The following is a 26158-nucleotide window of genomic DNA, read 5'->3' as shown; positions in this document are numbered from 1 at the left end:
CTGCGAAAATTGGATTGGTTTTATGACCTTTTCAGCGAAGTTCTTTTCTTTTAGGTGAGTTTCGAACCTTTAATAATGCAATATAAAACATATACTTAATATTTATCGGGGAATAGTATGTTCAGCTATTTTGGTTTTTCCGATCATAAAAAGCAAAATAAGATTGGCTTTTTATGCGCCAATATGCAATCAAAATAACCAGTGCGGGATTCGCGCTGAAAAACACTTGGAAAACTGGGGAGGATTACCCGTGTTCATGAAATTCACTCGCATCGGCGTTATTGCTGCTGCGGCAGCCGTTGCCGGCGTGACTGGCGCGTCCGCCGAATTCAAAGCCGAAAGCCCGCAATGCATTGCGCCTTCAAATCCCGGTGGTGGATGGGACTTCATCTGTCGCACAACAGCGAAGTATCTTTTCGATCTCGGGGTCATCGAAGACTCGATGCAGGTTACCAATATGAGTGGTGGGGGCGGCGGAGTTGCGTTCGCGCATGTCACTAAAGAGCGCAACGAAGACAACAACCTTATCGTTGCGGCCTCTATGAGTACCAGCGCTCGAATTGCGCAGGGCATTTACGAAGGCGCCCAACAGGATGACGTGCACTTTCTTGCTACTTTCGGAGCTGAATATGGAGCCATCGCCGTGCCCGCAGACTCCAAGTACACCTCTCTGTCTCAGATGATGGAGGACATTGTCGCTGATCCAAAGTCAGTTGGGATCGCGGGTGGTTCGTCTGTGGGCAGTTTTGACCACATCAAGCCCATGTTGGTCGCCCGCGAAGCCGGCCTCGAAGATGTAACCCAGATGAAATATGTATCCTTCGATGGTGGCGGTGAAGCCATGACCGGCCTGCTTTCTGGTTCGGTCGAGGCGCTGTCTGGAGATTTCTCCGAGATGCTGGGCTTCCTGGAGTCGGGTGATATCCGGGTAATCTCGATCCTGGCCCCTGAGCGTCTGAAGAATTACCCGGATATTCCTACTGCAAAGGAGGAAGGCTTGGACGTCGTTGGCGCGAACTGGCGCGGCCTTTACATGCCGGCTGGTGCAACTGAGGAATCCAAAGAGTTCTGGAAGAACGCGATCATTACGCTGACCGAGGATCCTGGCTTCCAGGCAGAGCTCGAAGCAGCTGCCATTGAGCCGTTCAACAACTTTGGTGACGACATGTACACCTTTGTTGAGGGCAGTATTGCGGACGTGACCAAGCTCTCGAAAGAGATCGGTATCATCCAATAAATGTCATGCGTGCCCAACCGGTCGCATCTGGTTGGGCACCTAAAAGAAATTCCGGAAATCTGGGAGGAAACTATGAGTGACCGCATCTTCGGCGGTTTCGGGCTGGCCCTTGCGATATTCTATATTTGGGCCGCATCGATCATCAAAGACAGTTTCATGGTCGATGTCGTGGGTCCGCGCGCCTTTCCTTACATCGTGGGCACCGTGTTAGGCCTTACGTCGCTCTACTTCATAATCCGCCCGGATGAAGAGCCTAAGTGGCCAGGGTTGCGCGACTTTGCCGAGATATTGTTCGCCACTGCTGTGATGTTTCTATACGCATGGTCTCTTTCCGAGATTGGGTTTGTCATCGCAACAACCTTTGCGACCGCTTACCTAACCTGGCGACTGGGAACCGCTCCGCTGTGGTCGCTCGTCGTAGGCCTTTTGACAGCCGTCGGTATCTACGTCGTTTTTCACCTAATCCTAGGCCTTGCTTTGGCCGAAGGACCATTGGGGTTCTGAGGGGTAGCCATGGAAACGCTTTCACTTCTTGTTGATGGATTCTCGGTTGCGTTGTCACCGCAAAATCTGTTCCTGGCTGTCGTTGGATGCTTCCTCGGCACTTTGATGGGAGCATTGCCTGGCTTGGGTCCGGCAAATGGGGTTGCTATCCTCATTCCGATTGCCTTCTCGCTCGGGCTTGGGCCCATCCCATCTCTCATCCTTCTTACAAGTGTCTACTACGGCGCCATGTACGGCGGCCGAATTAGTTCGATCTTGCTAAACATCCCGGGCGATGAACCCGCGATGATGACGTGCCTCGATGGATATCCGATGGCAAAAAACGGTCAAGCCGGCGAAGCCTTGTCTTTAGGTGGCATCGCATCTTTCTTTGGGGCGTTTGTCGCAACAATTGGCCTGGTGATTTTGGCGCCACAGTTGGTCAAAATCGCGCTGCTTTTCGGACCAGCTGAGTACTTTGTCCTCTTTACAGTCGCGTTTGCGACACTGGGTGGTGTTTCCTCTACGAACCAAGCCAAATCTGCTTTCGCAGCTGCACTAGGGCTGGGTATCGCGATGATTGGCAGTGATAGCCAAACAGGGTCGCAGCGCTTCACCTTTGGTGAAATCCACCTTTTCGATGGCATCGACTTCTTGATCGCTATCGTTGGATTGTTCGCACTGAGTGAAGTGTTGATTTTTCTCGAACATCACCGTGGCGGTGCCGTTGGATCAGCTGGCGCGACGAAAGTTGGGCGCATCTTGCCAGACTTCGGCATGATCAAGCGCTGCTTGCCTTCAATCGCTCGCGGCACTGGTCTTGGTTTCTTCTCAGGCGTCTTGCCAGGTGCCGGAGCATCGCTGGGGTCATTCCTTGCGTACTCACTGGAGAAACAAAGCGTCGACCGGGATGGGAAATCCTTTGGAAAAGGCGATCCACGCGGTGTTGCAGCTCCGGAGGCAGGCAATAATGCGGCCGCTGGAGGCGCGTTGGTGCCGATGCTTTCGTTGGGCGTACCGGGCTCGGGGACGACCGCCGTTCTGTTGGCTGTTTTGCTGCAACTTAACATTACCCCGGGACCACTGCTCTTCACAAAGAATCCGGACGTGGTTTGGGGGCTGATCGCGGCCTTGTTCATCGGCAACATCATTCTGCTTTTGATGAACGTTCCGTTGGTCGGGCTGTTCACGCGCGTGTTGCTGGTGCCGACGCGCATTCTGATGCCTGTCGTCGCCATGATCTCGTTCGTTGGGATTTACTCGATAACGGGCTCCACCTTCGATGTAATGCTCATGGTTGGTTTCGGCTTTGCAGGCTGGCTTCTACGCAAGCTCGACGTGCCGCTGGTGCCAGTCATCTTGGGCATCCTTCTTGGCAACCAGATGGAAGTGAACCTTCGCCGCGCAATGACGATTTCGGACGGGGATTGGTTGGCGCTAGTGGGAAGTCCCCTCGCAATAATCCTCTGGCTTATCGCAATCGCCGGTTTCGTATTGCCCATGTTTGTTGGCCGTCGGGTTAAGGACCGAATGGATGCGCAGCGCCATGACGAAGAGGCATCGGTGGTGGATTAAACCCACCGGATTTCAAGAATGACTGGCTTCGGCCAACAAGGAGACAAAAGATGCGTATCATGACATTGCCCTGCGATGGCATCGGACCCGAAATCATGGCGGCGACTTTGGAAGTCGTTGAGGCCGCCAACAAGAAGTACGACCTGGGATTAACGTTTGAAGAAGAAGAGTCCGGTTTTACTAGCCTCAGGAACCACGGTATCACTCTGCGTGACGACGTGTTGGAACGTGCACGAACTGAGTTTGATGGAGTCATTTTAGGGACGCAATCCCATATGGACTACCCGCCAGTCGTTGAAGGTGGTCGCAACGTTTCGGCCGGGTTCCGTATCGGCCTAGATCTTTATGCGAATGTGCGGCCGGCCCGGAGCCGTGACTTTTTACCGAACAAAGCGCCGGGGATGGATCTTGTGATCATGCGTGAGGCGACAGAGGGATTCTATCCTGACCGCAACATGTACAAGGGCGTCGGAGAAATGATGCCCGATCCGGACATGGCTTTGTCGGTTCGCAAAATTACGCGACACGGATCCATGCGGATATGCAGAGAGGCTTTCAAACTGGCCATGCAACGGAAGAAGAAAATCGCTGCAATACACAAGGCCAACTCTTTCCTCATGACCGACGGCCTTTTCCTGGAGTGCTTCCGCGAGGTGGCGAATGACTACCCTGAAGTCGAAACCGAAGAGTTGATTGTCGACGCATTTGCAGCGCTGCTGGTTCGAAAGCCGCACGAATATGATGTTATCGTCGCGACTAACTTCTACGGCGATATTCTCTCGGACCTTGCCTCTGAACTGTCAGGGTCTTTGGGGCTCGCTGGGTCGATCAATGCAAACGCTGAAACGGGCTTATGCTGCGCACAAGCACAGCATGGTTCTGCCCCGGACATCCAAGGGCAAAACGTTGCGAACCCGACATCACTTATTCTCTCCGCCGCTATGATGCTCATCTGGCTCGGCGAGCAGAAGGGTAGTCCGAAGCTTATGGAGGCTGGGCAAGCCATAGCGGATGCAGTTGACGCCGTCATCGATGATCCTGCAAAGCGCACCCGCGACCTAGGTGGCACCGTAAACACCGACACTTTCGGGACGCTTGTGGCCGAAATGATCTCAAGGGAAACGATCCCGGCATGATTGGATCTCCCGGTGGGCAAGCGTGCCCACATCAACTGGTGGCGTCGCTCCTTGCGGCGTCACCCGTCTTGAGCTGGAGCAATTATGAGACGACCAAGATTAGCGTTGATCCATGCAACCCGCGTCGCGATTGATCCAATCGAAGTTGCGGCACGCGAGCACTGGCCGGAAGCAGAAACCATTTCGATCCTAGAAGAGGGGTTGTCTTTAGACAGGTCTAAGCAAGTCGAATTGTCCGCCGATCTTTTCCGGCGCATCGTAGACCTTTGCCGGTATGCGGAAGGCGCTGACGCAGATGGTGTACTGTTCACGTGCTCAGCATTCGGAGCCGCAATCGAAAGAGCAGATTTCGAGGCGCTCATCCCAGTCATGAAGCCGAATGAAGCGATGTTCGATGCGGCTTTCTCATACGGTGATCGCATCGCAATGATTTATACTTTTCCTCCAGCTGTGGCAGGTATGGAAGAGGAATTTCTAGATGCTGCTAGGGCGCGCGGCAGCAATGCGGAGATTACGTCATACTATTGCTCTGGCGCGTTGGCTGCAAAGCAAGCGGGTGATGATGAAAAACACAATCGCCTGATTGCGGAAACCGCATCAAGTATCGACGACGCTGACGTTATTCTTCTAGCCCAGTTTTCGATGTCTGACGCCGTTGAGGATGTCCGTAAAACAGTACAGATTCCAGTGTTGACCAGTCCACAGGCGGCGATTCACGAAATCCGACGGCGCGTCGAAGGCAATCAGTGAGGGAGGTTCAATGCTAATCGGTGTCATTGCGGACGATTTTACTGGTGCGAGTGATATTGCGAACACCTTGGCAAAGGGCGTTGAGCCGGAGGGTGGATTACGAACGGCTCAATTTCCGGGTATTCCGACGACGTCGGCGGATAAGGAGATCGAAGCGGGTGTGATCTCACTCAAAAGCCGGACAGCACCGGTCGAGGAAGCCATTGCGGACAGCCTGCGGGCCCTGCGGTGGCTCGCGGACCAAGGATGCCAGCAGTTCATCTTCAAGTATTGCTCGACATTCGATTCCACAAAAGAAGGGAACATCGGCCCCGTTGCGGAAGCGTTGGCCAATGAACTGAGTGCGCAAAAGGTGGTTTTCTGTCCGGCCTTTCCCACCACGGGGCGTACGGTTTGCCAGGGCCATCTCTTTGTGCTCGGTAAGCCGCTACACGAGTCTGGGATGGAAAATCACCCTCTTACTCCGATGACGGACGCCAACATCAGGCGCTGGTTGCAACATCAGACCGAAGAAGCGGTTGGATTGGTGCCAATTGACACAGTGAAGCAAGGGCCAGAGGCGATTGCTGATGCGTTGCAGAACGCAAACGAACGCTTTGTAATCGGTGATGCGATTTCGGACGAGGATTTGCTGGCCTGGGGCGGGGCTCTTAAGGATGCCCAGCTCATTACCGGGGGATCCGGGATAGCATTGGGTCTACCCAAAAACTTCGTCAGAAAAGCTTCGTCCAAAAGAGGTGGCAGTGTGTTCACAGGTATCACTGGGCCCGCCGCTATCCTTGCCGGGTCGTGTTCCGGTGCCACCCGTGGGCAGATACATGTACATGCAGAATCCCATCCGACCTTCGCTATTGATGTTCCGAGCGTCATGTCCGGGGATGTGACCACACAGACGCTTCTGGACTTCTTTGAAGCGTATTCGGGTCAGGCTCCGCTCGCGTACTCGTCGGGAAGTCCGGATGATGTGCGCGCGATCCAAAGTCAATTTGGTCAGGAAGCTGTAGCGGACAGGCTGGACAATCTCTTTGCAGATACCGCGCGCGAGCTTGTTCAGAAGAGCTACAAGCGATTGGTGGTGGCAGGAGGGGAGACCTCGGGAGCCGTTGCCAAGGCTGTCTCCGAGGCACTGGGGTCACCGGCCATGTCAATTGGGCCAGAAATTGACCCGGGCGTGCCAGTCCTGAGCGTTGGAAAAACTGAACCCATTGCGCTGGCTCTAAAGTCTGGAAACTTCGGCGCTCCGGACTTTTTCGCCAAGGCCCTCAGAATGATGGAGGCCGGCAAATGAGTTCTGAAGAGCAGGCATTACGACAGCAAATGTCGGAGCTGTGTGCCTCGCTGTTTGCACGTGGCTTTTCCGTTGGCACTGCGGGCAATGTCTCTGCCCGGCTGCATGACGGAATCCTTATGACACCTACCAACTCGACTTTGGGCAATATCGACCCCGAGCGCATAGCCAAGATTGATTTGGATGGAAACCACGTTTCAGGAGACAAGCCGACCAAGGAAGTTTTTCTGCATCAAGCCTTCTATGAGACGAGACCAGAAGCGGGCGCCGTGGTTCATCTGCATTCGACCTGGGCCACTGCTCTGTCCTGTTTGGAAGACACCGATCCTGATGACTGTATTCCACCGCTTACACCCTACGTGGTCATGCGCGTCGGCACGGTCAAACTGGTTCCATACGTCAAGCCGGGTGACCCGAAATCCGGTGATTTGATCCGCGAATTGGGCGGCAATTATAGTGCTGCTCTGCTGGCCAATCACGGACCTGTCGTATCAGGAAAGGATCTGTTCTCAGCTGTCTGTGCAGCAGAAGAGTTAGAAGAAACAGCCAAGTTACTGTTGGCACTGCGAGGTATGCCAACCCGAATGTTGGATGTAGCTCAAGTCGCAGAACTCAAAAAAACTTTCGGAAGGATGTAAGCCACTATGAAAACCGCTGACCTTATCGATCATTATGCGTCAGAGCTTACACTTGTCCACCTGCCGTTTCGGCAGTTCGGGATAAAACCGTTCTTTGCGGCGCAAATACAGACAGTGAAGTGCTTCGAAGATAACACGGAACTTAGGGCGCAACTGGGAACACCCGGTGAGGGGCGCGTTTTGGTTGTCGACGGCGGAGCATCAACGCGAATTGCAATTCTTGGCGATATGTTGGCTGATATTGCGATCAAAAATGGATGGGCTGGTCTTATCCTGAACGCCGCAATTCGAGACAGTGCCGAAATCAATCAAATGGACACTCTAGTATTCGCCTTAGCGACCAGCCCCGTCAAAAGCGCGAAACGAGGGTGGGGCGTAGTCGGGGAGCCAGTGACCTTCGGTGGGGTTAAATTCCATCCTGGTGATTGGGTTTACGGCGATGCGGACGGTGTGTTGCACAGCAAGAAGCGATTGGTCTGATTTCGAGTTTTGCCAAATTCTCACAACATGGCGCTATCATAGGCACGGCAGCTTTTGCTGGCTGGCTTGTATCGCTCACAGGCATTCCACTGGGGTGGATGATCGGGTCAATGTTGGCGACGATCGCCGGATCGTTGAAGCAGTTTCCTGTCAAACTACCGGGCCCTATGTTGGACTTGGTAAGAGCAACTGTAGGTGTGATGTTGGGCGCATCCTTTACGCACGAGTTGCTTTCCTCTTTTGGTGCTTGGTGGGTGTCATTGGCCTTCTTACTGTTAGCCCTTGGAATAATGTACGTCCTTGGTTTCTACCTTTTACGACGTATTTCGCGCTTTGATGCAGTGACAGCTTCTCTGTGCGCAATGCCGGGTGGCATTGCCGAAATGGTGTTGCTGTCCGAGCAAAAAGGTGCGGATCAGGCTCGTGTCGCTATCGTTCATGCGTTGCGCATTGCATTAGCAATTTTGCTGATTCCACTACTGATCAACCTGATTGCGGACTTCGAGGTCATTCCACCCGAAGCGCAAACACAGCTGGCTTCGATCACGGTCACCGATTGGGTTTGGATCATCGGATGCATTGCTGTGGGAATGCTAGCACGGGGTAGGGTGAAGCTGCCGGCACCTATTGTGGTAGTGCCGATGACATTCAGCGCGGCCGTTCACTTGCTGGGATGGACAGAATTCGAGATCCCGGTTTCTATGACTGCGTTGGTGCAGGTTTTCATTGGCATTAATGTTGGTGCACGCTTTTCCGGAGTGCCCATCAAAGCACTGATCGCAGCTCTAGGTGCAGCGGCCATGGTTGTCGCTCTCCAGATTTCTGTGGCTTTCTCAGGCGCATTGGCTGTTGCGAACGTGTTGGAAACAGACCCGGTTGCACTCGTCTTAGCCTATTCACCTGGAGGCTTGGCGGAGATGTCAATCATAGCAGTGAGCGTTGGTCGCGACGTTGCGTTCGTCGGCGTACATCATATTTTTAGGGTCTTGGCGGCACTTGTTTTGGCGCCTGTCCTCGTAGCGGCTTTCACAAAGTCTTCCCGACTTAGCAAGTAAAATTACTCACACCAAATTTGCGTCGCAAATGCTCAGCCAAGGCCGTTATGCGACGTGGTTGGGCTCGGCTAGGCGGAAACATCATTTGCAAAGGTTTCGGCGGTGGAAGGAAGTCGCGCAAGACAGAAATAAGTCTGCCAGATCGAACATCGTCGCCGACATCCAGCTCGGACTTCAGTACGACCCCATGGCCTGCAATCGCCCAATCGCGGATGAGTGAACCATCATTGACTATTCGGTTTCCTTTTACCGATACCCGCTGGGCATTTGGTCCTGATCCAAACTCCCAAACGTTGTCGATCATGTCGCCAAACCTCATGACCAAGCAGTTGTGGTTTAAAAGATCTTCTGGTTTTTCAGGCGTTCCGAATAAGGCTAGGTAACTTGGGGACGCACATACGAAACGTTGGTAGCTTCCTAGATTTCGTAATCTGAGCGAGCTGTCTGTGATGTTGCCGAAGCGAACGGCGAGGTCAAAACCCTGGCCTACAAGGTCGACATAGCCGTCCGAGAGGGACAGTTCGATTGAGACGGCTGGGTTCTCTTCGGTGAATTCGGCAATAACTTCGGAGACAAGGCTCCGTCCCAAGTCTATGGGTGCGCTTATGCGAATTGGACCTGATAGAGTTTCGGCACCATGCCGAACAAGTGTATCCAGGTCCGCAACCTCACTGAGTACGCTTTTTGCACCGTCGGCTAGTACCCGGCCTTCTTCTGTCAGGCTGATGGAACGGGTGGTTCGGTTGAATAAAACCACACCGTAATGTGCCTCCAGAGCCGCGAGGCGCTCGGATACTGTCGTGCTCGACATCCCTGTCTCCCGCGCCGCGGCCACAAGACTGCCTTTCTCGGCTATAGTCAGAAACAAGCGAAGATTGTCTAAAAGCATTAAACGGAATTTCCGGATTATATGTTCGATCTTGTCCTGTTTATCCCGAAAGGACTGCGGCGTAAATCTGGCACATCTATCAAGAACACAAGGGACCTATTCCAATGGCCAAGCTGACAATCGTCGCCAACATCAAAGCCAACCCCGACAAGATTGACCTCGTAAAGGCCGAGCTCATCAAGCTCATCGACATAACCCGTGCCGAAGAGGGTTGCATTAACTATGACCTGCACCAGGACAACAACAATCCGGCTCATTTCGTGTTCTACGAAAACTGGGAAAGCCGAGAGCTTTGGCAAACCCACATGGGTGCTCAGCACCTTGCGGCTTACCTGGAAGCAACAGAGGGCGCGGTTGCAGAATTCACGTTGAATGAGATGACCGTCATCGGTTGATAAAGAACCGGACAAAGGAGCACGTTATGAAAGCCGTGGGATATCGTAAGACAGGGCCGATTGATCGGGCGGACGCCTTAATCGACTTCGAGGCCGACAAACCGACGCCGAAGGGGCGCGACTTTTTGGTCAAGGTGCAGGCCGTGTCAGTAAATCCAGTCGATACGAAAATTCGGCAAAAACGCGCTCCAGAAGGTCCGGCTCCCGATATTCTAGGATGGGACGCAGTAGGGATCGTCGAAGCCGTTGGCGAGGCGGTTACGGCCTTCAATGTTGGAGACACTGTTTGGTATGCCGGGGCGATCAATCGGCCCGGAACCAATGCCGAGTTTCATCTGGTAGATGAACGTATCGTCGGGTCAGCGCCAAAATCCATACCTGCAAAAGCAGCTGCGGCGATGCCTCTAACGACACTTACTGCCTTTGAGATGCTGTTCGACCGCTTGCGAGTTCAAGATGCCGTTTCCGGCGGGACCAATACGTTGCTGGTAATTGGTGGAGCAGGCGGTGTCGGGTCAATCACCATTCAATTGGCACGGGCTCTCACTGAATTGACAGTGATAGCGACGGCGTCCCGACCCGAGACACAAGACTGGGTTCGAGAGCTGGGCGCACACCATGTCATCAACCATGCGGAACCTTTTGGCTCACAACTCGAGGCTCTCGGTATCGACAGCGTGGATTTCATCTATTCAACGAACCATTCCCAGCTTTATGCGTCTCAAGCCGGAGAGGTGATGACACCTCAAGGTCGCTTTGGGTTGATCGATGATCCTGAGACCTTTGACATCGCGCCATTCAAACCCAAATCGATCTCATTGCATTGGGAGTTCATGTACACTCGGTCGCTTTTTGGGACTGGAGATATGAACCGTCAAAGCGAAATCCTGAATCAGGTTGCCGGGTTGATAGACGATGGAAAGATCAGATCCACAGCAACCGATACACTTGGTACAATCAATGCTGCAAACTTAATGAAAGCGCATGCTATCCTCGAAAGCGGCAAGGCCAAAGGTAAGCTTGTGCTTGAGGGTTTTTAGATGAGAATTGAGCGGCTAGATCATGTGAACATCGTAACAACTAAGTTGTCTGAAATGGCTACTTGGTATGAAGAGGTCTTGGGTTTGAAACCTGGGGCCCGCCCTGATTTTCCGTTTCCCGGGGCTTGGTTGTATGCGGGTGATCACGCCGTGGTTCACCTTGTGGGTCACGAAGGCACGCCAAATGTCGGCTCCGAAGTGAGGCTTAAGCTCGAGCATTTTGCGCTCTCAGCCACGGGGCTGAGCGCATTCGAAGAAAAACTGATCTCGAGCCAAATCCAGTACCGCAAAACTGACGTCCCAGGGGCTCGAATGGTCCAAATCCATGTGGCCGATCCTGATGGAAATCATATTCATATTGACTTCGAGGAAGGCGAGTGAGTTGCTAACCAGCGAAATAGATGGAACGCAAAATCAAGCTCGCAACTTCTTGTCGATTAGGGATTGAGATCCTTGCCGGGTTGCTTCCTAGAACTTCGCGGGTCAACATTTTAGGGAGGTGCAAACGTCGACTTGGAGATCAGCATGCCGGACCTCGAAACAAACAAGAAAATTGTCATCGCTTTCTACGAAATGATGTTCAACGAGTGTCGACCTGCCGAGGCCATAGCGACCTTTGTTGGTGAAACCTATACGCAGCACAACCCGCATGTTGGCGATGGCAAGCAAGCCTTTGTCGAGTACTTCGAGCGCATGGCCGCCGAATACCCGGGAAAGCGTGTGGACATCAAACGTGCCTTTGCTGAAGACGATCACGTTATTCTGCATTGCCACCAAATCTGGCCCGATGGTCTCGAGTACGCAGGGATCGATATTTTTCGCCTGGATGCTGATGGTAAGGTTGTCGAGCACTGGGATGTTCTTCAGGAAATTCCAGCAAACAGCGCGAATGACAATGGCATGTTTTAACTTAACCGTTCTGACTACGGTGCATGGAACTTTGAAGACTCCTTTCGGCTGAGCCACGATAGTCAAAGGGCGTAAGTCTGATCCAAGAATCCCGCCGAAGCGTATCTATCAAGAACCTTTTAGGAAGGAGATAAATATGCTCTCGAAGAGTATTCTTGCCGCGACCCTTGGATTGCTTGCAGCTACTTCGCTTCAAGCTGGTGTACAAATTCGCTTCATAGAAGGCGCACCCAAGGACCGTTTTGTTCTGACAAATGTCGGAGCGTGCGAAGTAGATGCCTCGACCGTCAAAATTGATTTGTCGCAATCTACCGGACGATTGATCTTCGACGTTACCGAAAAAGGTGCGGGCGTAGAGGTCTTTCAACCTCTCGAATTCGTTGAGGGTGCGGATGCTCTGCGGCAATTTCCAGTGGTCGTGGACGGGCAAAATACAATTGAACTTGAGATCGCATCCCTCGCAGCCGGGGATAAACTCGCCTTTACCATCGATGTGGATGACACCATCGGGCAACGCGAAATCACCGTAACAGGGTCGGAGATCGAAGGCGCCACGGTATCATATTCCGATGCGGACAAGGTCAGTACTGCAACATTCTCTTCCGAAGCGCTTGTCAACGTGACGACCAAGGATTGCTGAAAGCAGTCCCGCAATGTCGAATTTGTTGATCCGCATAGCATTTCTTGCGCTCATGTTGGGAGGCGGCATCCTGATCGGGACACTGACCGCACCTGGCGATTGGTATGCTCAGCTTTCTAAACCGGCTTTCAATCCACCAAATTGGGTATTTGGCCCGGTCTGGACGGTGCTTTATGTGTTGATCGCCATGGCGGGTTGGCGCCAGTTCGAAGCAGACCGAAGCTCGACTGCCATGAAGCTGTGGTGGGCGCAGATGGGTCTGAACTTTTTATGGTCCCCAACCTTTTTCGTACTGCAACAACCGTGGTTTGCGTTTGTGGTCATTGTCGGGTTGCTGATTGTCGTCGTCGTGTTCATCGCTCGAGTCAGGGACTCGGATAGGGTCTCCGCACTGGCCTTCCTGCCGTACTTTGCATGGGTCGCATTTGCCGCGGCACTGAACCTTTCCATTGCAATACTGAACTGAGAAGGAACAATATGCGTGCCAAATTTATTGGGCTTGTTTCAGGTCTCGTTATCATCGGATCTACAATGGCACAGGCTGATGAAAATCTAGCTGAGGACTTCTCCAAGTCTCCGGAGATGCGTTGGGACTATGTTGCCGACACGGTTATGGGAGGGGTCTCTTCAGGACAGGTGCAGTTCCGTTCGGAAGGTGATGGTGGATTCGCGCGGTTGACCGGAACCGTCAGCACAGAAAACAACGGCGGCTTCATCCAGTTCCGACGCAAGTTGCCAGACAGGCCAGATGCAAGTGTATCGGGCGTCAGGCTGTTGGTACGGGGGAATGGCGAGCAATACTTCGTCCACCTCAGGACACGTGGCACGGTGCTTCCGTGGCAATACTATCAGGCCGAGTTCGCAACTTCTGACAAATGGACCGAAGTCTCTTTACCTCTGTCAGGCTTCAAGGCTTCAGGTGCCATGTTGCGCGCTATTCCCGTTGCTGACGAAATCACCTCTGTTGGAGTTGTAGCCTACGGGCGCGATCACGAGGCCGGCGTAGATGTCAGCGAGATTGGATTCTACTGAAGGTCTCTCAAGCGAGGGCTGTGTTCTTCAAATAGGTCCGCAACGCCGGTATTTCTTCTTCTGTCAGTTCCTGAATGCGGATGTGCTGTTTCTTCTTTTTAGATGCTGAACCTGTCTTTTCTGAGCGAACATTCAGAGTAGGCTGCTTTCTGAAGAGACAACTCGTCTGGCAGTCCAAAATTAAGAATACTTAATCAAAGCAAAGTACTTTCAGCAAAAAACAACTCCCACATGACGCTCATATATAAAGGAGTGAGTATCATGAAGAGGATTGCAGCTTTGGGCCTTGTTGCCCTGACCCTATCATTTGTTGGCACCGGTGCGTTTGCGGAGTGCTACTTTGGGAACGATGAGGTAACCGGGGCGGAAACGATCATCTGTGACACAGAGAGTGGCTTTTCCAGCTGGGGCACAATGATCGCTGAAGCTTGAGCGTTTCGGAGCACAACACCAGGCTTTCTGTGAGTTAGGGTGAATCAGATCAAACTCTGCAATTGGTAACACCAAAGCCGAGGAACACGCAGCGCCGAGATTGGCGACACGACAAACTCATCGATAGTTCCCGCACGACGCGGAACCTCGGGTCTCGCTGTGATGCAATAAACTGCTCCAGTTCTTCACCTTGGTTAGCATCGCTGGAATTATCAAATTTCACGCAACATTGCGCTAACTCTTGGCGTTCTCCGGCTCTCTGGCCAGGCAATGTGATGACCTCTGTTGTCAGGAGTTCTATTGTTCTTTGTATTGACCCGTAACGACACCGCCCCACCTTTCTAACTCAGTTTTAGGAGCATCCTGAGTGTTTGTGAGGACCACTGCCTTGTTGATTGTTGCTGTGTCGGCCCCGGCCATGGCATTGCAGCTTCGCGAAACAGGGCGTTATGAGCTCAATCAACCCGCAAGTCTGGACTACGATCCAACGTTTTGTGGGTTGTGGATTGCGAATGAGGGGCCCGAAGCCATTCTCGTTACGTTGCAAGGTGATGAGTTGCGCCGCATATCCAGCGATCTCTTCCGTATCAAGGCAATTGCTATCGAAGGGGATCATTTGTTGGTAGGCGACGGTCTTGGCAGCCTCCAACGTGTCACGAAGGAAGGAGTCACTTTGGGAGCACCCTTTGAACTTGAAGGTGGATTTGCGGATACCGAAGGGATCGCGATAAATGCAAAGGGGCAGATCGTGACCGTAGAAGATGATCCGGAACGATTATCTTGGTTCACTTCAGAGGGTGCTTTGACGGCGAGGTTGGATACCATGAAGCTGTCTCCCCCCTTAAGCGAGGCACAGGGCATCGCAATTGACCCACGCACCGGTCACATGTTGATCGTTGATGACTGGGAAGGGTCAAACAGCCTGTATGAGTTCACGGCAGATGGCCAACTGCTCGCCCAGCAAAGTTTGTTGGAGTTCGGCACTGACCCGGAGGGCATCGCCATAAGGCCAGGATCTAACCAACTGTTCGTGGCATTCGATGGCGGCGCGAAGATTGTGACATTTGACTACACGCCCACCTTGCCAGAAGGAACACCGCCGCTGCCGCCGGGCGCGGATTGCATGATGTTCTGAGAGCTTTTCTGTTTGCTTGGGTCGACGCAGGTTTCCGCTAGTCGCGCTCGCTGTCCAAAGTTTCGCGTATGAGCGTCAGATTAGGCAGCGATTCATGGAACGGTTCAGGCCCGAGTTCGGACAAAACCGGACCAAGAGCTGTCGACATCCGATCCATACAAGTTTTCAGAAACTCTACGCCATGCGGCGTCGACCGGGCAATTTTCGAACGCTTGTCCTTTGGGTTGGTCTCAAGAGTGATCAAGTTATGATTTTCAAGGCTGGCGAGCATATGCGTCATCGATGTCTTGGGCACCTGAAACGCGTTTGAGAGTTGCAGTGGGGTTTCTCCCTCGGGACGCCGCACCAGATGGCCCAAAATTCCAAATTGAGTCGCTGTCATTCGACCAGGTAAGAACGCTTCAAGCTTGGTCGAGATCAACTGGTTGATGATCCCGACTTCGGTGAAGAACCGGTAGACTTCGTTGGTCTCATCTCCAGGCTTCATTCAGAATTCGTGTCTCCAGCGGCCAGCGGGGTGTGGCAATTGGCTCGGGTCCATACCCCAAACGCAGCAACATTTGCACCGTGTGGCCCGGTGACGCAAGAAGCTCATGCGCGAGAGCGTATTCATCGGCCATTTCAGGATACTCCTGAAGTGCCTGGCTGACCGGATGAACGCCTAGGCCCATTTCGGTTGTCTTCAGGTAAAAACGCATCAATTGACGCCCGGCATCGAGTTGATCGCTTCGCGTATTTGTGGCTGTTGTGAGGACTGCGTATTGCGGCGTCGCGTCTAGCATGGCGAAGTAGCCTCGCATGTGTGACTGAGTGCCTGGGTGGTCAACATTCATCAGGGTCTCGTTGTCCAATAGGCCGGAAAGGCGCAGCGTTTCCAGCATGGGATCGCGTAATTCAATCCCGTCGGGGTTGGCGTTTATTTCTGCTTTCCCGATCCGCATCAGGTCGACGGATTCTTTCAGGGTCTGCGGTGTACGCATTTCGATTTCGAAAGCGCGTTTCGTAAGTTCTCGAATACGGGCCACCAAATCTTCGTCGGTTATCAAAGTGGCATAGTTGCCAAGCGTAGGCACTTGATCGGCAGAGAGGCGCTGTTCAGTGTACGGTTCCTTGTTTGAATGTCGGTTGAGGATTTGATCTGAGAGTGGATCGGGCGCTCCGCCAGGAACAAACACTGCTTCTGCGATGGGTCCGTCATCTCCATTTGGTAGTAACTTGACCTCGGTTTCAAATCCCTGTGCACCTGCCGCCAGAACCATCGTCTCAACAAATGCACCGAGGCCAATATAGAGCTGGCGGTGGTAAGGATCGGTCTCAGGAAGCTCGCGATCTGTATCACGGTGGATGCGCACCCTGTCTTGCCCAACCAACTCGACCAGCCAAGGTTGCAAGTTGTGCGGATTGGGGGCGAGAATTGCATAGGACAAAGCAGTTTTGCGTGGGTCGTCATACGTTTTTGGCGTCCACGGAGCCAGCGCGTCATGCGGCGTGCGTGTAGCTAGGAACGCAACCGCGCCCGTTGCCGCCAGTATTGTGCCTCCGCCTAGAATCTTGAGAAAACGTCTTCGGTTTGGCATCTTGACTCTCCAGTAGTACGATATCGAACTAAATTAATACGAAATCGCACTATCGCAACCCCAATCGATGCAGTGATTGTTTGAGCGACTAGAAAAAAGAAAATCAGAGCAGCCGGAGGCAACTTCGGGTTGCCGTGGTAGACAAGCACTCGGAGCGCCTTCAATGCCGAAAACAGGCAGTTACTTTAGTTGACTAACGACCGGATACGAGAAGATCAGAGGCTGTTGAGCCGATGCTTTTCGAGTATCCCGCAAAGCATAGCCTGTGCTTGCAGCCTGTGTTCTCGATGACGTTCACGGGCAACATCCGGTCGACCTTCACTAATCGCTTGGAAAACAACCCGATGATCTTCATTGGATTTGACGGGCAGGGGCCTGATGAACAACGTCGTTGCGCGAGCGCGGCGCACCTGGTCGCTCATCATGGCGACAATCGCTTCGACTCGTTTGTTGCCGCCCAACCGAACGAGTTCCTGATGAAACAACTCGTCGGCTTCGGCCCAGGCTTCTAGGTCTTCGGCTTCGATGGCTTGGTCCATCTTTGCAATTGATCCAGCAAGGACCGCCAGTTCATCTTCTGAATAACCCGCTTCGGCAGCGCGCTGTGCTGCGAGGCTCTCGAGTTCCGTCAATATGTCGTAAATTTCACGCATATCATCTGATGAAACAGGCAGTATCCGAACGCCCTTCCGGGGCCGCATTTCTAGCAACCCCTTGCTTTCCAACATCAGCGCGGCTTCCCGTATCGGGGTGCGGGACATACCAAGGGTTTCGGCGAGTTCCGATTCCAGATGGTCAGTTCCGGCTGCAAGTTCGCCGGACAGGATCATCTTCCGCAAATCCCTAACAGCGCGTTGCGTATTGGAAAGAGTTTTTGCGTCCTGATCCTTCACGGCGTCTCCAGGTTGATCTTTCGTCCCTCCGCAGCCGAGAGATAGATGCTCTCTTCGATTCGGATCACGTCCAAATAGTCTCGAGCCGTGTTTTCCAGCGGCGTGCCCTTTACAAGGCCTGAAACGACGTGACTTTGCAAGGCGTGTACGCAGTCTCCTCCAAACCCATCATGATCGCTCGGAGGTAAAACCTGCTGTCGCTCCTGTTTTCCAAAAGCGCGGAAGTCAACTGAACCGTCGCCGTTAAGAACCAGTGATCCTTCGGTTCCTTCGATGAGAGCCTCGCCCATTGTCTGACGCAGGTTTTCTGCACTGTGGTCAAGGCACCTGTTGCCATCGAACAGAGCTTTCAAACCGTTGGGGTGGTCAAACAGGATGAAACCCGCATCCTCGCCCGCGATAACGGGGTTAACTTGGCGCAAGTCCGCATAAACTGCGCTGGGCGCATCGAACAAAAATCGGAATGTGTCTACCCAGTGGACCGCTGTTTCATGCACCAGAAAACGTGGCATGTCCTGAAAGTACGGCTGCCGGTCAAGGTAGGCGTGCGGTCCCTGTCCGTCGCCGGGCCGAAGCCGGAAAGTCGCTTGTAGAGGTGTTCCAATTCGACCCTCGGTCATCGCTGCCTTGATCGCACGATACCAGGGCTGGAAGCGAAAATTCTCATGCACGACAATGGCTGCGCCTACTGCTTCAGCCTCGGAGACGATCTTCTTAGCTTCATCCAATGACATGCAGAAAGGTTTTTGGCAGATCAACCATTTTATTCCAGAGCGCAGTGCCGTTCGGATAGCGTCGGCCTGCGCCACAGGTGGAAGGATGATGTCCACGAGATCTGGTTTTTCCACCTCCAGCATTTTTGACAGATCATTGTAAGCGGCCAGTCCTGTTTCCTTCGCCTTGTTGATATCACGGTTGCAGGATGCAATCGGAACCGCTCCGGGCATTCGGGACCAGCTTTCGTAGTGGAACCTGCTGAAGTACCCCGCACCCACACACGCGACCCTGATTGCTTGTTGAGTATTCATGCCCGCAATACTTCCAATACCGATGAGGCTGCGTCCTGCGTTCCGGCAGTGCCACCTAAGTCACGCGTCAGGTTCTGTCCGTTCGCAGTCACTTTTTCCACGGCTTCGCGCAATCGTTCACCGTCGCAGGAAAGGCCTGGGTGATCATGGGTCAACCCCAACCATTCCAGCATCATTGCTGCGGACAGGATCATCGCAAAAGGGTTGGCAATACCCTGTCCTGCAATGTCCGGAGCGGAACCATGGCAGGGTTGGAATACAGCGTGATTCAACCCGATATCCGCTGACGGAGCCAGTCCCAGACCACCCATGAGACCCGCACCAAGATCGGAGAGAATATCTCCGAACATGTTCTCGGTCACCAAGACATCGAACTCCCAAGGTTTTTGGACCATCCACAGTGCGGTGGCATCAACATAGGCATGGTCTGCCTGCAAATCGGGATGGTGGGCGGCTTCTGCATCAAACATCGATCTGAAGAATGCAAAGGCGCGGAATACATTGGCTTTGTCGACACATGTAACTCGACCCCGGCCGCGCCCGGTTCTTTTGCGGTTCTGGGCGAGTTCAAACGCGAAACGGAACAGTTTTTCGGACACCTCACGAGTGATCAGCAGAGTTTCACGTGCTTCGTGTTCGGTAACTTCTCCAGCGCCTTGAGTGAAGAACAGTCCTTCTGTGCTTTCGCGTATCAAGACAAAGTCGATCTCTTTTCCGGGAGGCAGCGCCAAGGGGGTCATTTGTCCGCTGCTTACCTTTACTGGCCGTACTCCAGCGAAAAGTCCCAGTTGCTTTCGCAGATCAATCTGCGGTGAAATCTCGGTTCCGTCAGGATATCGAACATCCGGCAAGCCCATTGCAGACAGCAAAATCGCGTCAGCGTTGCGTGCAGTTTTGAGTGATCCAGCCGGAAACGATTCTCCAGTGTTGGCGTAGTGGCCTGCGCCTGCCGGAGCGTCGGTAAACACCAGTTCGTAGGAAGGACTGCCGCGCGAGAGCTGACGCAGGATTTCAAGCGTAGGGGCCATAATTTCAGGGCCGATCCCGTCCCCGTGGAATACTGCCACATCATAACTTTTCTTCATCTTAGCCCGCTTCCTTCCCGTTTCGCATTCATAGCGCGTTAGCAGCTTTCACCACAGTCCGTTGACAACGCATTCTTTAATGTATACGCAAATAAATGCAATAATAAACGCAAAGTTGTTTGGGAGGACTTGGAAATGAAACTAAAGCTAGGGCGGTTGGCGGCCGCAGCCGTGATGGCGACCGGGATTGCAGGGGCAGCTGTTGCGCAGGATTATCCCTATCGCGATATCACTACAGCTGTGGTCTGGGGGGCCGGAGGTGGCACGGATACGATCAACCGAATGATCATGGCCGAGATGGAAAAACACCTTCCGGTCTCGATCAATGTGATCAATCAAACAGGTGGTGTCGCAGGCTCCAACGGGATGGTCTATGTCATGAACCAACCAGACGATGGTTATACATTGGTTGGTCTGTCAGAGTCGAACGTCACCGCTGCTGTGCAAGGTGGTTGGGATAAGAAATTTGATTTTTGGTATCCGTTCATTGTTGGCGGATCACCTGATCTGATCTCGGTTCCTGCGGAGAGTCCTTACGATACTCTGGAAGAACTGGTCGACGCTGCGAAAGCTGCTCCTGGCACTATTCCAGCGGCGGCTTCCGGCGCAGGTTCGATCCACCACTTGAACCTTCTGGCCATCGAAAAAGGGTCCGGTGCAGAATTCAAGTTTGTTCCATACAAAGGCTCAGCGCCAGGGCAGGAGGCAGCGATAGCGGGTGAAGTTGCGTTGGTTGTGACTTCTCTAGCTGAACAGGCCCCGTTGATCGAAGGCGGTCAACTTAAACCGCTTGCGATGTTGACGCCCGAAGATGCGCGGATTGCAGGGGCAACAGTGCCTTCTGCCTTTGGCATTTATGACGGTCTCGATCAGTATTTGCCGCTCAAGCAGGCCATCGGGTTTGCAGTTCACAGTTCAGCCGGGGACGACGTAAAGGCCGCGCTTGGTGATGCCTTCGAGCAAGCGATTGCCTCCGACACCGTCGCTGAATGGGCCTCTGCAAACAATTATGATGTCGGTGGTCAACACGGCGAAGAAGCTCAAGAGCTGTTTGCGAACCTCGAAGCTACCTTTGCCTATACCTTGCAAGATCTGGGCGCAGCGACCGTCGATCCGGCGTCGCTGGGTATCGAGAAGCCATAATCCGATCACCTTTGGAAGGGCGCGCCTGATCGCGCCCTTTCCGACAAGAGGCAGGCAATGGACAAACCTGACGATACACTGATCATGCGGGCGCGCGATTTCTGGGCATCGATTGGTCTGATAGCAATTTCCACCTTTTTCCTTTGGAAGACGTCGGACATCCCGCTTTGGGGTGAAAACCGCGCAGGTGTAAGTGGATCTGATTGGTACAACTCGGCTGCAATTGTACCGCTGTTCATCTTCGGTGGATTGCTTGGCTTGTCCTTCGTCTTGCTGGCTATTTCGATCCGTTCAGGTGGAGCCCAAAAAGCGCTCAGTGCTTTGGGGATCGGATGGGATAAGTCGGAAGCCTATCGAGCATCAACAATCGGCCTGATCCTTCTTGCATATGTCGTCGGACTGGTCCCCAGAGTGGACTTCATTCTGTGTTCTGGGTTGCTGATTACAGCTTTGACTTACGGCTACCACGGAGGTCATGCGCGGCGCGCTTTGTTGGCATGTGTCGCAGTTGTCGTCGCCGGTTTGTTTGCGTTCGCCGTGTTTCCTGCTCAGGCGGATTGGAATGCACACGGTGATGATTGGTTCACACTGGCCTTGTGGGTCGCGTTAACACTAGTGGTGTTGACCAAAGCGGCTTCCGAACGCGTTTTGCGGTTCGTTCCATTGGTGGCAATACTTGCCCCGCTGATCCTCGTTTGTGCGATGGCCTTTGTTTTCCGGCAGAACGTGCCCGCGCGCGGCGGGCTGATCTTCAAGCAAATCGAATACCACTACTACGTGACGCTTCGTCCGCTATGGAAAGACTGACCGGATGGACTTTATTCTTTCGCAACTGGCTGGATTTGGGACTGCATTCGTGGGCCTGGCAGTGGACCCGCTGACCTATCTGTATTTGATTGCATCCGTGTTCCTGGGCATCACGTTCGGCGCTTTGCCCGGCCTTACGGCAACCCTGGCCGTGACGATCCTGACGGGTTTCTTCGGCAACAAAATCCCGCTCGATTATTCGCTCATCGCTTTGCTCGGGGCTTATGTCGGCGCGATTTACGGCGGCTCTTACCCGTCTATTTTGCTAAACATTCCGGGCACGGCAGCCAGTGCGGCGACGGCCATGGATGGCTACCCTCTGGCCAAAGCGGGTCGAGGGGGCGAAGCACTAGGGCTGACCACGACGGCCAGTTTCATTGGCACAGTTATCGGAACTATCACGCTTTTGATTTTTGTCTGGGCGCTGCTTTTGGTTTCAAAGAACATCGCAAGCCCGGAGAAAGCACTGCTGGCCCTGTTCGGCATTCTGCTTTCTGGCACTTTGATGAGCGAAGACCTGGTGATTAAGGGATGGATCGCCGGTTTGATCGGGCTTGCGATGTCCATGGTCGGGCTCGACCCTCTGTTGTCTGAACCGCGCTACACCTTCGGCTGGTCTTACCTGATGAGCGGATTTCAGGTCGTACCAGTTTTGATGGGGGCCTTTGCCATTCCCCAAATCATTGACGGTTTGAGGCACGTTGAGGCCGGGAAAGTTCTGGCCCTGAAAGGCCGCATTCTTCCGAACCTTCGCTCTATTCGGCGCTACCTGCCCACCATTGGCCGGTCAGGCGTGATCGGGACAGGGGTAGGAGCACTTCCCGGAGTTGGCGAAGATGTCGCCGGTTGGGTCAGCTACGGTGTTGGCAAGACCGTATCTACTGAGGGCAACAAGTTCGGCAAAGGGTCATTGGAAGGTCTGCTGTGTTCTGAGACCGCAAATAACGCCTGTATTGGCGGCGCGCTGATCCCGCTTTTGGTGTTGGGTATACCCGGTTCACCACCTGCGGCCGCTTTGATGGGCGCTTTCAAGATTAACAATGTGATCCCGGGGCCGACGATTGATCCCGAGATCATTCTGCGCGTGGTTGCGATCCTGGTTCTGGCATCCCTGACAATGTTTCTTATGGGGCTTTTCACCGCTCGGGTATTTATCAAAATCCTTGCCATCCCGCAGACCATCTTTTTGCCCGTCGTTATGGTTCTGACAACAATTGGGTCTTTCAGCGTTGGTGGGGGCATCAATGATCTCTACCTGATGCTCGGCGTCGGTGCCGTTGCCTATTTCATGAACCTGATGAAATACCCAATCGCGCCGTTGGTGATCGGGGTTATTCTGGGCAGCCTGTTTGACGAAACCTTCCGCCGGTCGCTGTTCTTGTCGGACGGAGATCTTTCGGTCTTCTTTTCACGACCCGGAGCGACCATTCTGCTGGTGCTCAACATTGGTCTGATCCTCAGCCAACTGCCCGTCGCAAAGCGCGCATTCTCACGTTTGAAAGGACTTTCTGTCTGATGTTTGTAGTCACTGTCACTTTCACTCTCAAACCCGGTAAGAGAGGCGCTTTCTTGCCGCTGATGGTCGAAAACGCTTCAACTTCTTTGCGTGAAGAAATCGGATGCCGCCAGTTTGACGTTTGTCTCGGCGACGAACCCGAGACAGTTTTTCTCTATGAGGTTTATGATGACAGCGCGGCGTTCTCTGCCCACTTAGAAAGCGCGCATTTTCAGTCCTTTGATACGGCAGTGGCTGATATGATCGCCACCAAGGTGGTTCACAAATACTCCGAGGTCATCCGATGAACGATTGGGAAATCCATGCAGTGAAATACGCGGATCGAAATGCACGGACGCGAGCTGATAGTTTCATCGTCGATGATAATCATGACGCGCCCCATGCGATGGACTATTTCGTTTGGGTGCTCAAACGCGGCAACAAAGTCATTCTGGTCGATACTGGTTACGACTCCGATGAGGCAGCGGCCCGTGGTCGTCCCATCGCGATGGACCCTCGCGAAGCTCTGCGGCCCTTAGGCATTTCGCCGGAAGCGGTGACTGAGGTCATCGTGACCCACCTTCATTATGACCACGCGGGGGGGCTGCATATGTTCCCTAACGCGAAGTTGCACATGCAGTTGGCGGAAATGGCCTTCGCTACAGGTCCCTGCATGTGCCATGACTACCTGCGTGCTCCTTTCACGGCTGGCCATGTCTGCGAGGTCGTAAAGCGTCTCTATTCGGGCAAGGTCGTGTTCTACGACGGAGAAGCCGAGATTGCAGATGGGGTCACGGTGCACTGCATCGGAGGGCATTCGCGCGGGTTGCAATGCGTGCGCGTAAGAACGGCAGCCGGGTGGATGGTACTCGCCTCTGATGCCTCGCATTATTACGAGAATTTCATGGCGCGCAAAGCCTTTCCTATCGTCGTCGACCTGCAAGACATGATGGATGGTTTCGATACACTCGAGAAGTTAGCGTCGCATCCTAGGCTTATCGTGCCCGGCCATGATCCACTTGTCCGTGAGGTATTTCCCGTGGGTGCGGCACCGCATATCCATAGGCTGGATCCAGGGCCGACGCGGGACATTGAACTATGAAAATCGGTGTCATTGCGGACGATTTTACTGGTGCGAGTGATATTGCGAACACCTTGGCAAAGGGCGTTGAGCCGGAGGGTGGATTACGAACGGCTCAATTTCCGGGTATTCCGACGACGTCGGCGGATAAGGAGATCGAAGCGGGTGTGATCTCACTCAAAAGCCGGACAGCACCGGTCGAGGAAGCCATTGCGGACAGCCTGCGGGCCCTGCGGTGGCTCGCGGACCAAGGATGCCAGCAGTTCATCTTCAAGTATTGCTCGACATTCGATTCCACAAAAGAAGGGAACATCGGCCCCGTTGCGGAAGCGTTGGCCAATGAACTGAGTGCGCAAAAGGTGGTTTTCTGTCCGGCCTTTCCCACCACGGGGCGTACGGTTTGCCAGGGCCATCTCTTTGTGCTCGGTAAGCCGCTACACGAGTCTGGGATGGAAAATCACCCTCTTACTCCGATGACGGACGCCAACATCAGGCGCTGGTTGCAACATCAGACCGAAGAAGCGGTTGGATTGGTGCCAATTGACACAGTGAAGCAAGGGCCAGAGGCGATTGCTGATGCGTTGCAGAACGCAAACGAACGCTTTGTAATCGGTGATGCGATTTCGGACGAGGATTTGCTGGCCTGGGGCGGGGCTCTTAAGGATGCCCAGCTCATTACCGGGGGATCCGGGATAGCATTGGGTCTACCCAAAAACTTCGTCAGAAAAGCTTCGTCCAAAAGAGGTGGCAGTGTGTTCACAGGTATCACTGGGCCCGCCGCTATCCTTGCCGGGTCGTGTTCCGGTGCCACCCGTGGGCAGATACATGTACATGCAGAATCCCATCCGACCTTCGCTATTGATGTTCCGAGCGTCATGTCCGGGGATGTGACCACACAGACGCTTCTGGACTTCTTTGAAGCGTATTCGGGTCAGGCTCCGCTCGCGTACTCGTCGGGAAGTCCGGATGATGTGCGCGCGATCCAAAGTCAATTTGGTCAGGAAGCTGTAGCGGACAGGCTGGACAATCTCTTTGCAGATACCGCGCGCGAGCTTGTTCAGAAGAGCTACAAGCGATTGGTGGTGGCAGGAGGGGAGACCTCGGGAGCCGTTGCCAAGGCTGTCTCCGAGGCACTGGGGTCACCGGCCATGTCAATTGGGCCAGAAATTGACCCGGGCGTGCCAGTCCTGAGCGTTGGAAAAACTGAACCCATTGCGCTGGCTCTAAAGTCTGGAAACTTCGGCGCTCCGGACTTTTTCGCCAAGGCCCTCAGAATGATGGAGGCCGGCAAATGAGTTCTGAAGAGCAGGCATTACGACAGCAAATGTCGGAGCTGTGTGCCTCGCTGTTTGCACGTGGCTTTTCCGTTGGCACTGCGGGCAATGTCTCTGCCCGGCTGCATGACGGAATCCTTATGACACCTACCAACTCGACTTTGGGCAATATCGACCCCGAGCGCATAGCCAAGATTGATTTGGATGGAAACCACGTTTCAGGAGACAAGCCGACCAAGGAAGTTTTTCTGCATCAAGCCTTCTATGAGACGAGACCAGAAGCGGGCGCCGTGGTTCATCTGCATTCGACCTGGGCCACTGCTCTGTCCTGTTTGGAAGACACCGATCCTGATGACTGTATTCCACCGCTTACACCCTACGTGGTCATGCGCGTCGGCACGGTCAAACTGGTTCCATACGTCAAGCCGGGTGACCCGAAATCCGGTGATTTGATCCGCGAATTGGGCGGCAATTATAGTGCTGCTCTGCTGGCCAATCACGGACCTGTCGTATCAGGAAAGGATCTGTTCTCAGCTGTCTGTGCAGCAGAAGAGTTAGAAGAAACAGCCAAGTTACTGTTGGCACTGCGAGGTATGCCAACCCGAATGTTGGATGTAGCTCAAGTCGCAGAACTCAAAAAAACTTTCGGAAGGATGTAAGC

At 53.6% G+C, this 26158-nt stretch carries 31 protein-coding genes; 25 read left to right on the top strand and 6 right to left on the bottom strand.

The window, feature by feature from the left end; genetic code table 11:
• Positions 1–163 precede the first annotated feature (163 nt).
• The 9 genes from GOW98_RS21595 to GOW98_RS21555 all read left to right on the top strand — a co-directional run bounded on the left by GOW98_RS21595 (position 164) and on the right by GOW98_RS21555 (position 8642).
• Positions 164–1237, top strand: coding sequence for a Bug family tripartite tricarboxylate transporter substrate binding protein (locus GOW98_RS21595; RefSeq protein WP_254438113.1), 1074 nt, complete (start codon positions 164–166; stop codon positions 1235–1237).
• A 72-nt stretch (positions 1238–1309) separates the two neighbouring features.
• A complete protein-coding gene (locus tag GOW98_RS21590; protein WP_170335947.1) occupies positions 1310–1741 on the top strand; it encodes a tripartite tricarboxylate transporter TctB family protein in 432 nt (143 codons plus the stop codon).
• 9 nt (positions 1742–1750) lie between these two features.
• Positions 1751–3295 (top strand): tripartite tricarboxylate transporter permease, encoded by a 1545-nt coding sequence (locus GOW98_RS21585; RefSeq protein WP_170335945.1) that lies wholly within the window; start codon positions 1751–1753, stop codon positions 3293–3295.
• A 50-nt stretch (positions 3296–3345) separates the two neighbouring features.
• Entirely contained in the window at positions 3346–4431 is a 1086-nt protein-coding gene (locus GOW98_RS21580) for an isocitrate/isopropylmalate dehydrogenase family protein (protein ID WP_170335943.1), read from the top strand.
• Positions 4432–4536: 105 nt separating this feature from the next.
• Entirely contained in the window at positions 4537–5181 is a 645-nt protein-coding gene (locus tag GOW98_RS21575) for an aspartate/glutamate racemase family protein (protein ID WP_170335941.1), read from the top strand.
• Positions 5182–5191: 10 nt separating this feature from the next.
• Positions 5192–6469, top strand: a complete 1278-nt coding sequence (otnK, locus tag GOW98_RS21570; protein WP_170335938.1) for a 3-oxo-tetronate kinase — start codon at positions 5192–5194, stop codon at positions 6467–6469.
• A complete protein-coding gene (gene otnC / locus GOW98_RS21565) occupies positions 6466–7107 on the top strand; it encodes a 3-oxo-tetronate 4-phosphate decarboxylase (RefSeq protein WP_170335894.1) in 642 nt (213 codons plus the stop codon). Before otnK (GOW98_RS21570) ends, otnC (GOW98_RS21565) begins: the two co-directional genes overlap by 4 nt.
• A gap of 6 nt (positions 7108–7113) precedes the next feature.
• Positions 7114–7587: a ribonuclease E activity regulator RraA gene (gene rraA / locus GOW98_RS21560; protein ID WP_170335936.1), complete on the top strand. Its 474-nt coding sequence runs from the start codon at positions 7114–7116 to the stop codon at positions 7585–7587.
• The gene (locus tag GOW98_RS21555) at positions 7533–8642 is read left to right on the top strand and encodes an AbrB family transcriptional regulator (RefSeq protein ID WP_254438112.1); all 1110 of its coding nucleotides are present in this window, start codon (positions 7533–7535) and stop codon (positions 8640–8642) included. Before rraA ends, GOW98_RS21555 begins: the two co-directional genes overlap by 55 nt.
• Here GOW98_RS21555 and GOW98_RS21550 read toward each other — a convergent pair.
• On the bottom strand, positions 8632–9531 hold the full coding sequence (locus GOW98_RS21550; RefSeq protein ID WP_170335932.1) for a LysR family transcriptional regulator: 900 nt from the start codon (positions 9529–9531) through the stop codon (positions 8632–8634). The two genes, GOW98_RS21555 and GOW98_RS21550, sit on opposite strands and share 11 nt — an antisense overlap.
• Positions 9532–9635: 104 nt before the next feature.
• Here GOW98_RS21550 and GOW98_RS21545 point away from each other — a divergent pair, with 104 nt between their 5' ends.
• From GOW98_RS21545 to GOW98_RS21505, 9 genes are all read left to right on the top strand, one after another.
• Entirely contained in the window at positions 9636–9926 is a 291-nt protein-coding gene (locus GOW98_RS21545) for a putative quinol monooxygenase (protein ID WP_170335930.1), read from the top strand.
• Positions 9927–9952: 26 nt separating this feature from the next.
• A complete protein-coding gene (locus GOW98_RS21540) occupies positions 9953–10966 on the top strand; it encodes a zinc-binding alcohol dehydrogenase family protein (RefSeq protein WP_170335928.1) in 1014 nt (337 codons plus the stop codon).
• A gap of 24 nt (positions 10967–10990) precedes the next feature.
• A complete protein-coding gene (locus tag GOW98_RS21535) occupies positions 10991–11347 on the top strand; it encodes a VOC family protein (RefSeq protein ID WP_367646881.1) in 357 nt (118 codons plus the stop codon).
• 144 nt (positions 11348–11491) lie between these two features.
• Positions 11492–11875, top strand: coding sequence for a nuclear transport factor 2 family protein (locus GOW98_RS21530; RefSeq protein ID WP_170335926.1), 384 nt, complete (start codon positions 11492–11494; stop codon positions 11873–11875).
• 136 nt (positions 11876–12011) lie between these two features.
• Positions 12012–12515 carry an aggregation factor core gene (locus GOW98_RS21525; protein ID WP_170335924.1) on the top strand — a complete coding sequence of 168 codons (504 nt, stop codon included), beginning with the start codon at positions 12012–12014 and terminating at the stop codon, positions 12513–12515.
• Between the two features lie 13 nt (positions 12516–12528).
• Positions 12529–12981 carry a TspO/MBR family protein gene (locus GOW98_RS21520; RefSeq protein WP_170335922.1) on the top strand — a complete coding sequence of 151 codons (453 nt, stop codon included), beginning with the start codon at positions 12529–12531 and terminating at the stop codon, positions 12979–12981.
• A gap of 11 nt (positions 12982–12992) precedes the next feature.
• Entirely contained in the window at positions 12993–13547 is a 555-nt protein-coding gene (locus GOW98_RS21515) for a CIA30 family protein (protein ID WP_170335920.1), read from the top strand.
• A 261-nt stretch (positions 13548–13808) separates the two neighbouring features.
• Entirely contained in the window at positions 13809–13979 is a 171-nt protein-coding gene (locus GOW98_RS21510) for a hypothetical protein (protein WP_170335918.1), read from the top strand.
• Positions 13980–14367: 388 nt separating this feature from the next.
• Positions 14368–15114 (top strand): hypothetical protein, encoded by a 747-nt coding sequence (locus tag GOW98_RS21505; RefSeq protein WP_254438111.1) that lies wholly within the window; start codon positions 14368–14370, stop codon positions 15112–15114.
• Positions 15115–15151: 37 nt separating this feature from the next.
• Here GOW98_RS21505 and GOW98_RS21500 read toward each other — a convergent pair whose 3' ends face one another.
• The 5 genes from GOW98_RS21500 to GOW98_RS21480 all read right to left on the bottom strand — a co-directional run bounded on the left by GOW98_RS21500 (position 15152) and on the right by GOW98_RS21480 (position 19697).
• Complete coding sequence (locus tag GOW98_RS21500; RefSeq protein ID WP_217359685.1) at positions 15152–15601, bottom strand: MarR family winged helix-turn-helix transcriptional regulator; 450 nt, start codon at positions 15599–15601, stop codon at positions 15152–15154.
• On the bottom strand, positions 15585–16541 hold the full coding sequence (locus tag GOW98_RS21495; RefSeq protein WP_254438110.1) for an Acg family FMN-binding oxidoreductase: 957 nt from the start codon (positions 16539–16541) through the stop codon (positions 15585–15587). The genes GOW98_RS21500 and GOW98_RS21495 overlap by 17 nt, the downstream gene beginning before the upstream one ends.
• 365 nt (positions 16542–16906) lie before the next feature.
• Positions 16907–17584 (bottom strand): GntR family transcriptional regulator, encoded by a 678-nt coding sequence (locus GOW98_RS26370; RefSeq protein WP_170335914.1) that lies wholly within the window; start codon positions 17582–17584, stop codon positions 16907–16909.
• Complete coding sequence (locus GOW98_RS21485; protein WP_170335912.1) at positions 17581–18612, bottom strand: Gfo/Idh/MocA family protein; 1032 nt, start codon at positions 18610–18612, stop codon at positions 17581–17583. The genes GOW98_RS26370 and GOW98_RS21485 overlap by 4 nt, the downstream gene beginning before the upstream one ends.
• A complete protein-coding gene (locus tag GOW98_RS21480) occupies positions 18609–19697 on the bottom strand; it encodes an isocitrate/isopropylmalate dehydrogenase family protein (protein ID WP_170335909.1) in 1089 nt (362 codons plus the stop codon). Before GOW98_RS21480 ends, GOW98_RS21485 begins: the two co-directional genes overlap by 4 nt.
• Before the next feature lie 135 nt (positions 19698–19832).
• Between GOW98_RS21480 and GOW98_RS21475 the strand changes: the two genes are divergently transcribed.
• Genes GOW98_RS21475 through otnC (GOW98_RS21445) form a run of 7 tightly spaced genes read left to right on the top strand, consistent with a single transcriptional unit; the run spans position 19833 to position 26156 of the window.
• Positions 19833–20840 (top strand): Bug family tripartite tricarboxylate transporter substrate binding protein, encoded by a 1008-nt coding sequence (locus tag GOW98_RS21475; RefSeq protein WP_170335907.1) that lies wholly within the window; start codon positions 19833–19835, stop codon positions 20838–20840.
• A gap of 57 nt (positions 20841–20897) precedes the next feature.
• Complete coding sequence (locus GOW98_RS21470) at positions 20898–21647, top strand: hypothetical protein (RefSeq protein WP_170335905.1); 750 nt, start codon at positions 20898–20900, stop codon at positions 21645–21647.
• A 4-nt stretch (positions 21648–21651) separates the two neighbouring features.
• Positions 21652–23163, top strand: a complete 1512-nt coding sequence (locus tag GOW98_RS21465; RefSeq protein WP_170335902.1) for a tripartite tricarboxylate transporter permease — start codon at positions 21652–21654, stop codon at positions 23161–23163.
• Positions 23163–23450, top strand: a complete 288-nt coding sequence (locus GOW98_RS21460) for a putative quinol monooxygenase (RefSeq protein ID WP_170335900.1) — start codon at positions 23163–23165, stop codon at positions 23448–23450. Before GOW98_RS21465 ends, GOW98_RS21460 begins: the two co-directional genes overlap by 1 nt.
• Positions 23447–24244 carry an N-acyl homoserine lactonase family protein gene (locus GOW98_RS21455; RefSeq protein WP_170335898.1) on the top strand — a complete coding sequence of 266 codons (798 nt, stop codon included), beginning with the start codon at positions 23447–23449 and terminating at the stop codon, positions 24242–24244. The genes GOW98_RS21460 and GOW98_RS21455 overlap by 4 nt, the downstream gene beginning before the upstream one ends.
• Positions 24241–25518 carry a 3-oxo-tetronate kinase gene (otnK, locus tag GOW98_RS21450; RefSeq protein ID WP_170335896.1) on the top strand — a complete coding sequence of 426 codons (1278 nt, stop codon included), beginning with the start codon at positions 24241–24243 and terminating at the stop codon, positions 25516–25518. Before GOW98_RS21455 ends, otnK (GOW98_RS21450) begins: the two co-directional genes overlap by 4 nt.
• The gene (otnC, locus tag GOW98_RS21445) at positions 25515–26156 is read left to right on the top strand and encodes a 3-oxo-tetronate 4-phosphate decarboxylase (protein WP_170335894.1); all 642 of its coding nucleotides are present in this window, start codon (positions 25515–25517) and stop codon (positions 26154–26156) included. Before otnK (GOW98_RS21450) ends, otnC (GOW98_RS21445) begins: the two co-directional genes overlap by 4 nt.
• Positions 26157–26158: the final 2 nt, after the last annotated feature.

Source organism: Ruegeria arenilitoris, assembly GCF_013032445.1.
Lineage (GTDB): Bacteria > Pseudomonadota > Alphaproteobacteria > Rhodobacterales > Rhodobacteraceae > Ruegeria > Ruegeria arenilitoris_F.
This window is presented reverse-complemented; position numbering and strand designations above follow the sequence as displayed.

Bases quoted from the DNA above. Each gene is read 5' to 3' on its own strand.
- GOW98_RS21590 (WP_170335947.1), top strand. From the start codon at position 1,310: ATGAGTGACCGCATCTTCGGCGGTTTCGGGCTGGCCCTTGCGATATTC.
- GOW98_RS21585 (WP_170335945.1), top strand. From the start codon at position 1,751: ATGGAAACGCTTTCACTTCTTGTTGATGGATTCTCGGTTGCGTTGTCA.
- GOW98_RS21580 (WP_170335943.1), top strand. From the start codon at position 3,346: ATGCGTATCATGACATTGCCCTGCGATGGCATCGGACCCGAAATCATG.
- otnK (WP_170335938.1), top strand. From the start codon at position 5,192: ATGCTAATCGGTGTCATTGCGGACGATTTTACTGGTGCGAGTGATATT.
- otnC (WP_170335894.1), top strand. From the start codon at position 6,466: ATGAGTTCTGAAGAGCAGGCATTACGACAGCAAATGTCGGAGCTGTGT.
- rraA (WP_170335936.1), top strand. From the start codon at position 7,114: ATGAAAACCGCTGACCTTATCGATCATTATGCGTCAGAGCTTACACTT.
- GOW98_RS21550 (WP_170335932.1), bottom strand. From the start codon at position 9,531: ATGCTTTTAGACAATCTTCGCTTGTTTCTGACTATAGCCGAGAAAGGC.
- GOW98_RS21545 (WP_170335930.1), top strand. From the start codon at position 9,636: ATGGCCAAGCTGACAATCGTCGCCAACATCAAAGCCAACCCCGACAAG.
- GOW98_RS21540 (WP_170335928.1), top strand. From the start codon at position 9,953: ATGAAAGCCGTGGGATATCGTAAGACAGGGCCGATTGATCGGGCGGAC.
- GOW98_RS21530 (WP_170335926.1), top strand. From the start codon at position 11,492: ATGCCGGACCTCGAAACAAACAAGAAAATTGTCATCGCTTTCTACGAA.
- GOW98_RS21525 (WP_170335924.1), top strand. From the start codon at position 12,012: ATGCTCTCGAAGAGTATTCTTGCCGCGACCCTTGGATTGCTTGCAGCT.
- GOW98_RS21520 (WP_170335922.1), top strand. From the start codon at position 12,529: ATGTCGAATTTGTTGATCCGCATAGCATTTCTTGCGCTCATGTTGGGA.
- GOW98_RS21515 (WP_170335920.1), top strand. From the start codon at position 12,993: ATGCGTGCCAAATTTATTGGGCTTGTTTCAGGTCTCGTTATCATCGGA.
- GOW98_RS21510 (WP_170335918.1), top strand. From the start codon at position 13,809: ATGAAGAGGATTGCAGCTTTGGGCCTTGTTGCCCTGACCCTATCATTT.
- GOW98_RS21500 (WP_217359685.1), bottom strand. From the start codon at position 15,601: ATGAAGCCTGGAGATGAGACCAACGAAGTCTACCGGTTCTTCACCGAA.
- GOW98_RS21485 (WP_170335912.1), bottom strand. From the start codon at position 18,612: ATGAATACTCAACAAGCAATCAGGGTCGCGTGTGTGGGTGCGGGGTAC.
- GOW98_RS21480 (WP_170335909.1), bottom strand. From the start codon at position 19,697: ATGAAGAAAAGTTATGATGTGGCAGTATTCCACGGGGACGGGATCGGC.
- GOW98_RS21475 (WP_170335907.1), top strand. From the start codon at position 19,833: ATGAAACTAAAGCTAGGGCGGTTGGCGGCCGCAGCCGTGATGGCGACC.
- GOW98_RS21470 (WP_170335905.1), top strand. From the start codon at position 20,898: ATGGACAAACCTGACGATACACTGATCATGCGGGCGCGCGATTTCTGG.
- GOW98_RS21465 (WP_170335902.1), top strand. From the start codon at position 21,652: ATGGACTTTATTCTTTCGCAACTGGCTGGATTTGGGACTGCATTCGTG.
- GOW98_RS21460 (WP_170335900.1), top strand. From the start codon at position 23,163: ATGTTTGTAGTCACTGTCACTTTCACTCTCAAACCCGGTAAGAGAGGC.
- GOW98_RS21455 (WP_170335898.1), top strand. From the start codon at position 23,447: ATGAACGATTGGGAAATCCATGCAGTGAAATACGCGGATCGAAATGCA.
- otnK (WP_170335896.1), top strand. From the start codon at position 24,241: ATGAAAATCGGTGTCATTGCGGACGATTTTACTGGTGCGAGTGATATT.
- otnC (WP_170335894.1), top strand. From the start codon at position 25,515: ATGAGTTCTGAAGAGCAGGCATTACGACAGCAAATGTCGGAGCTGTGT.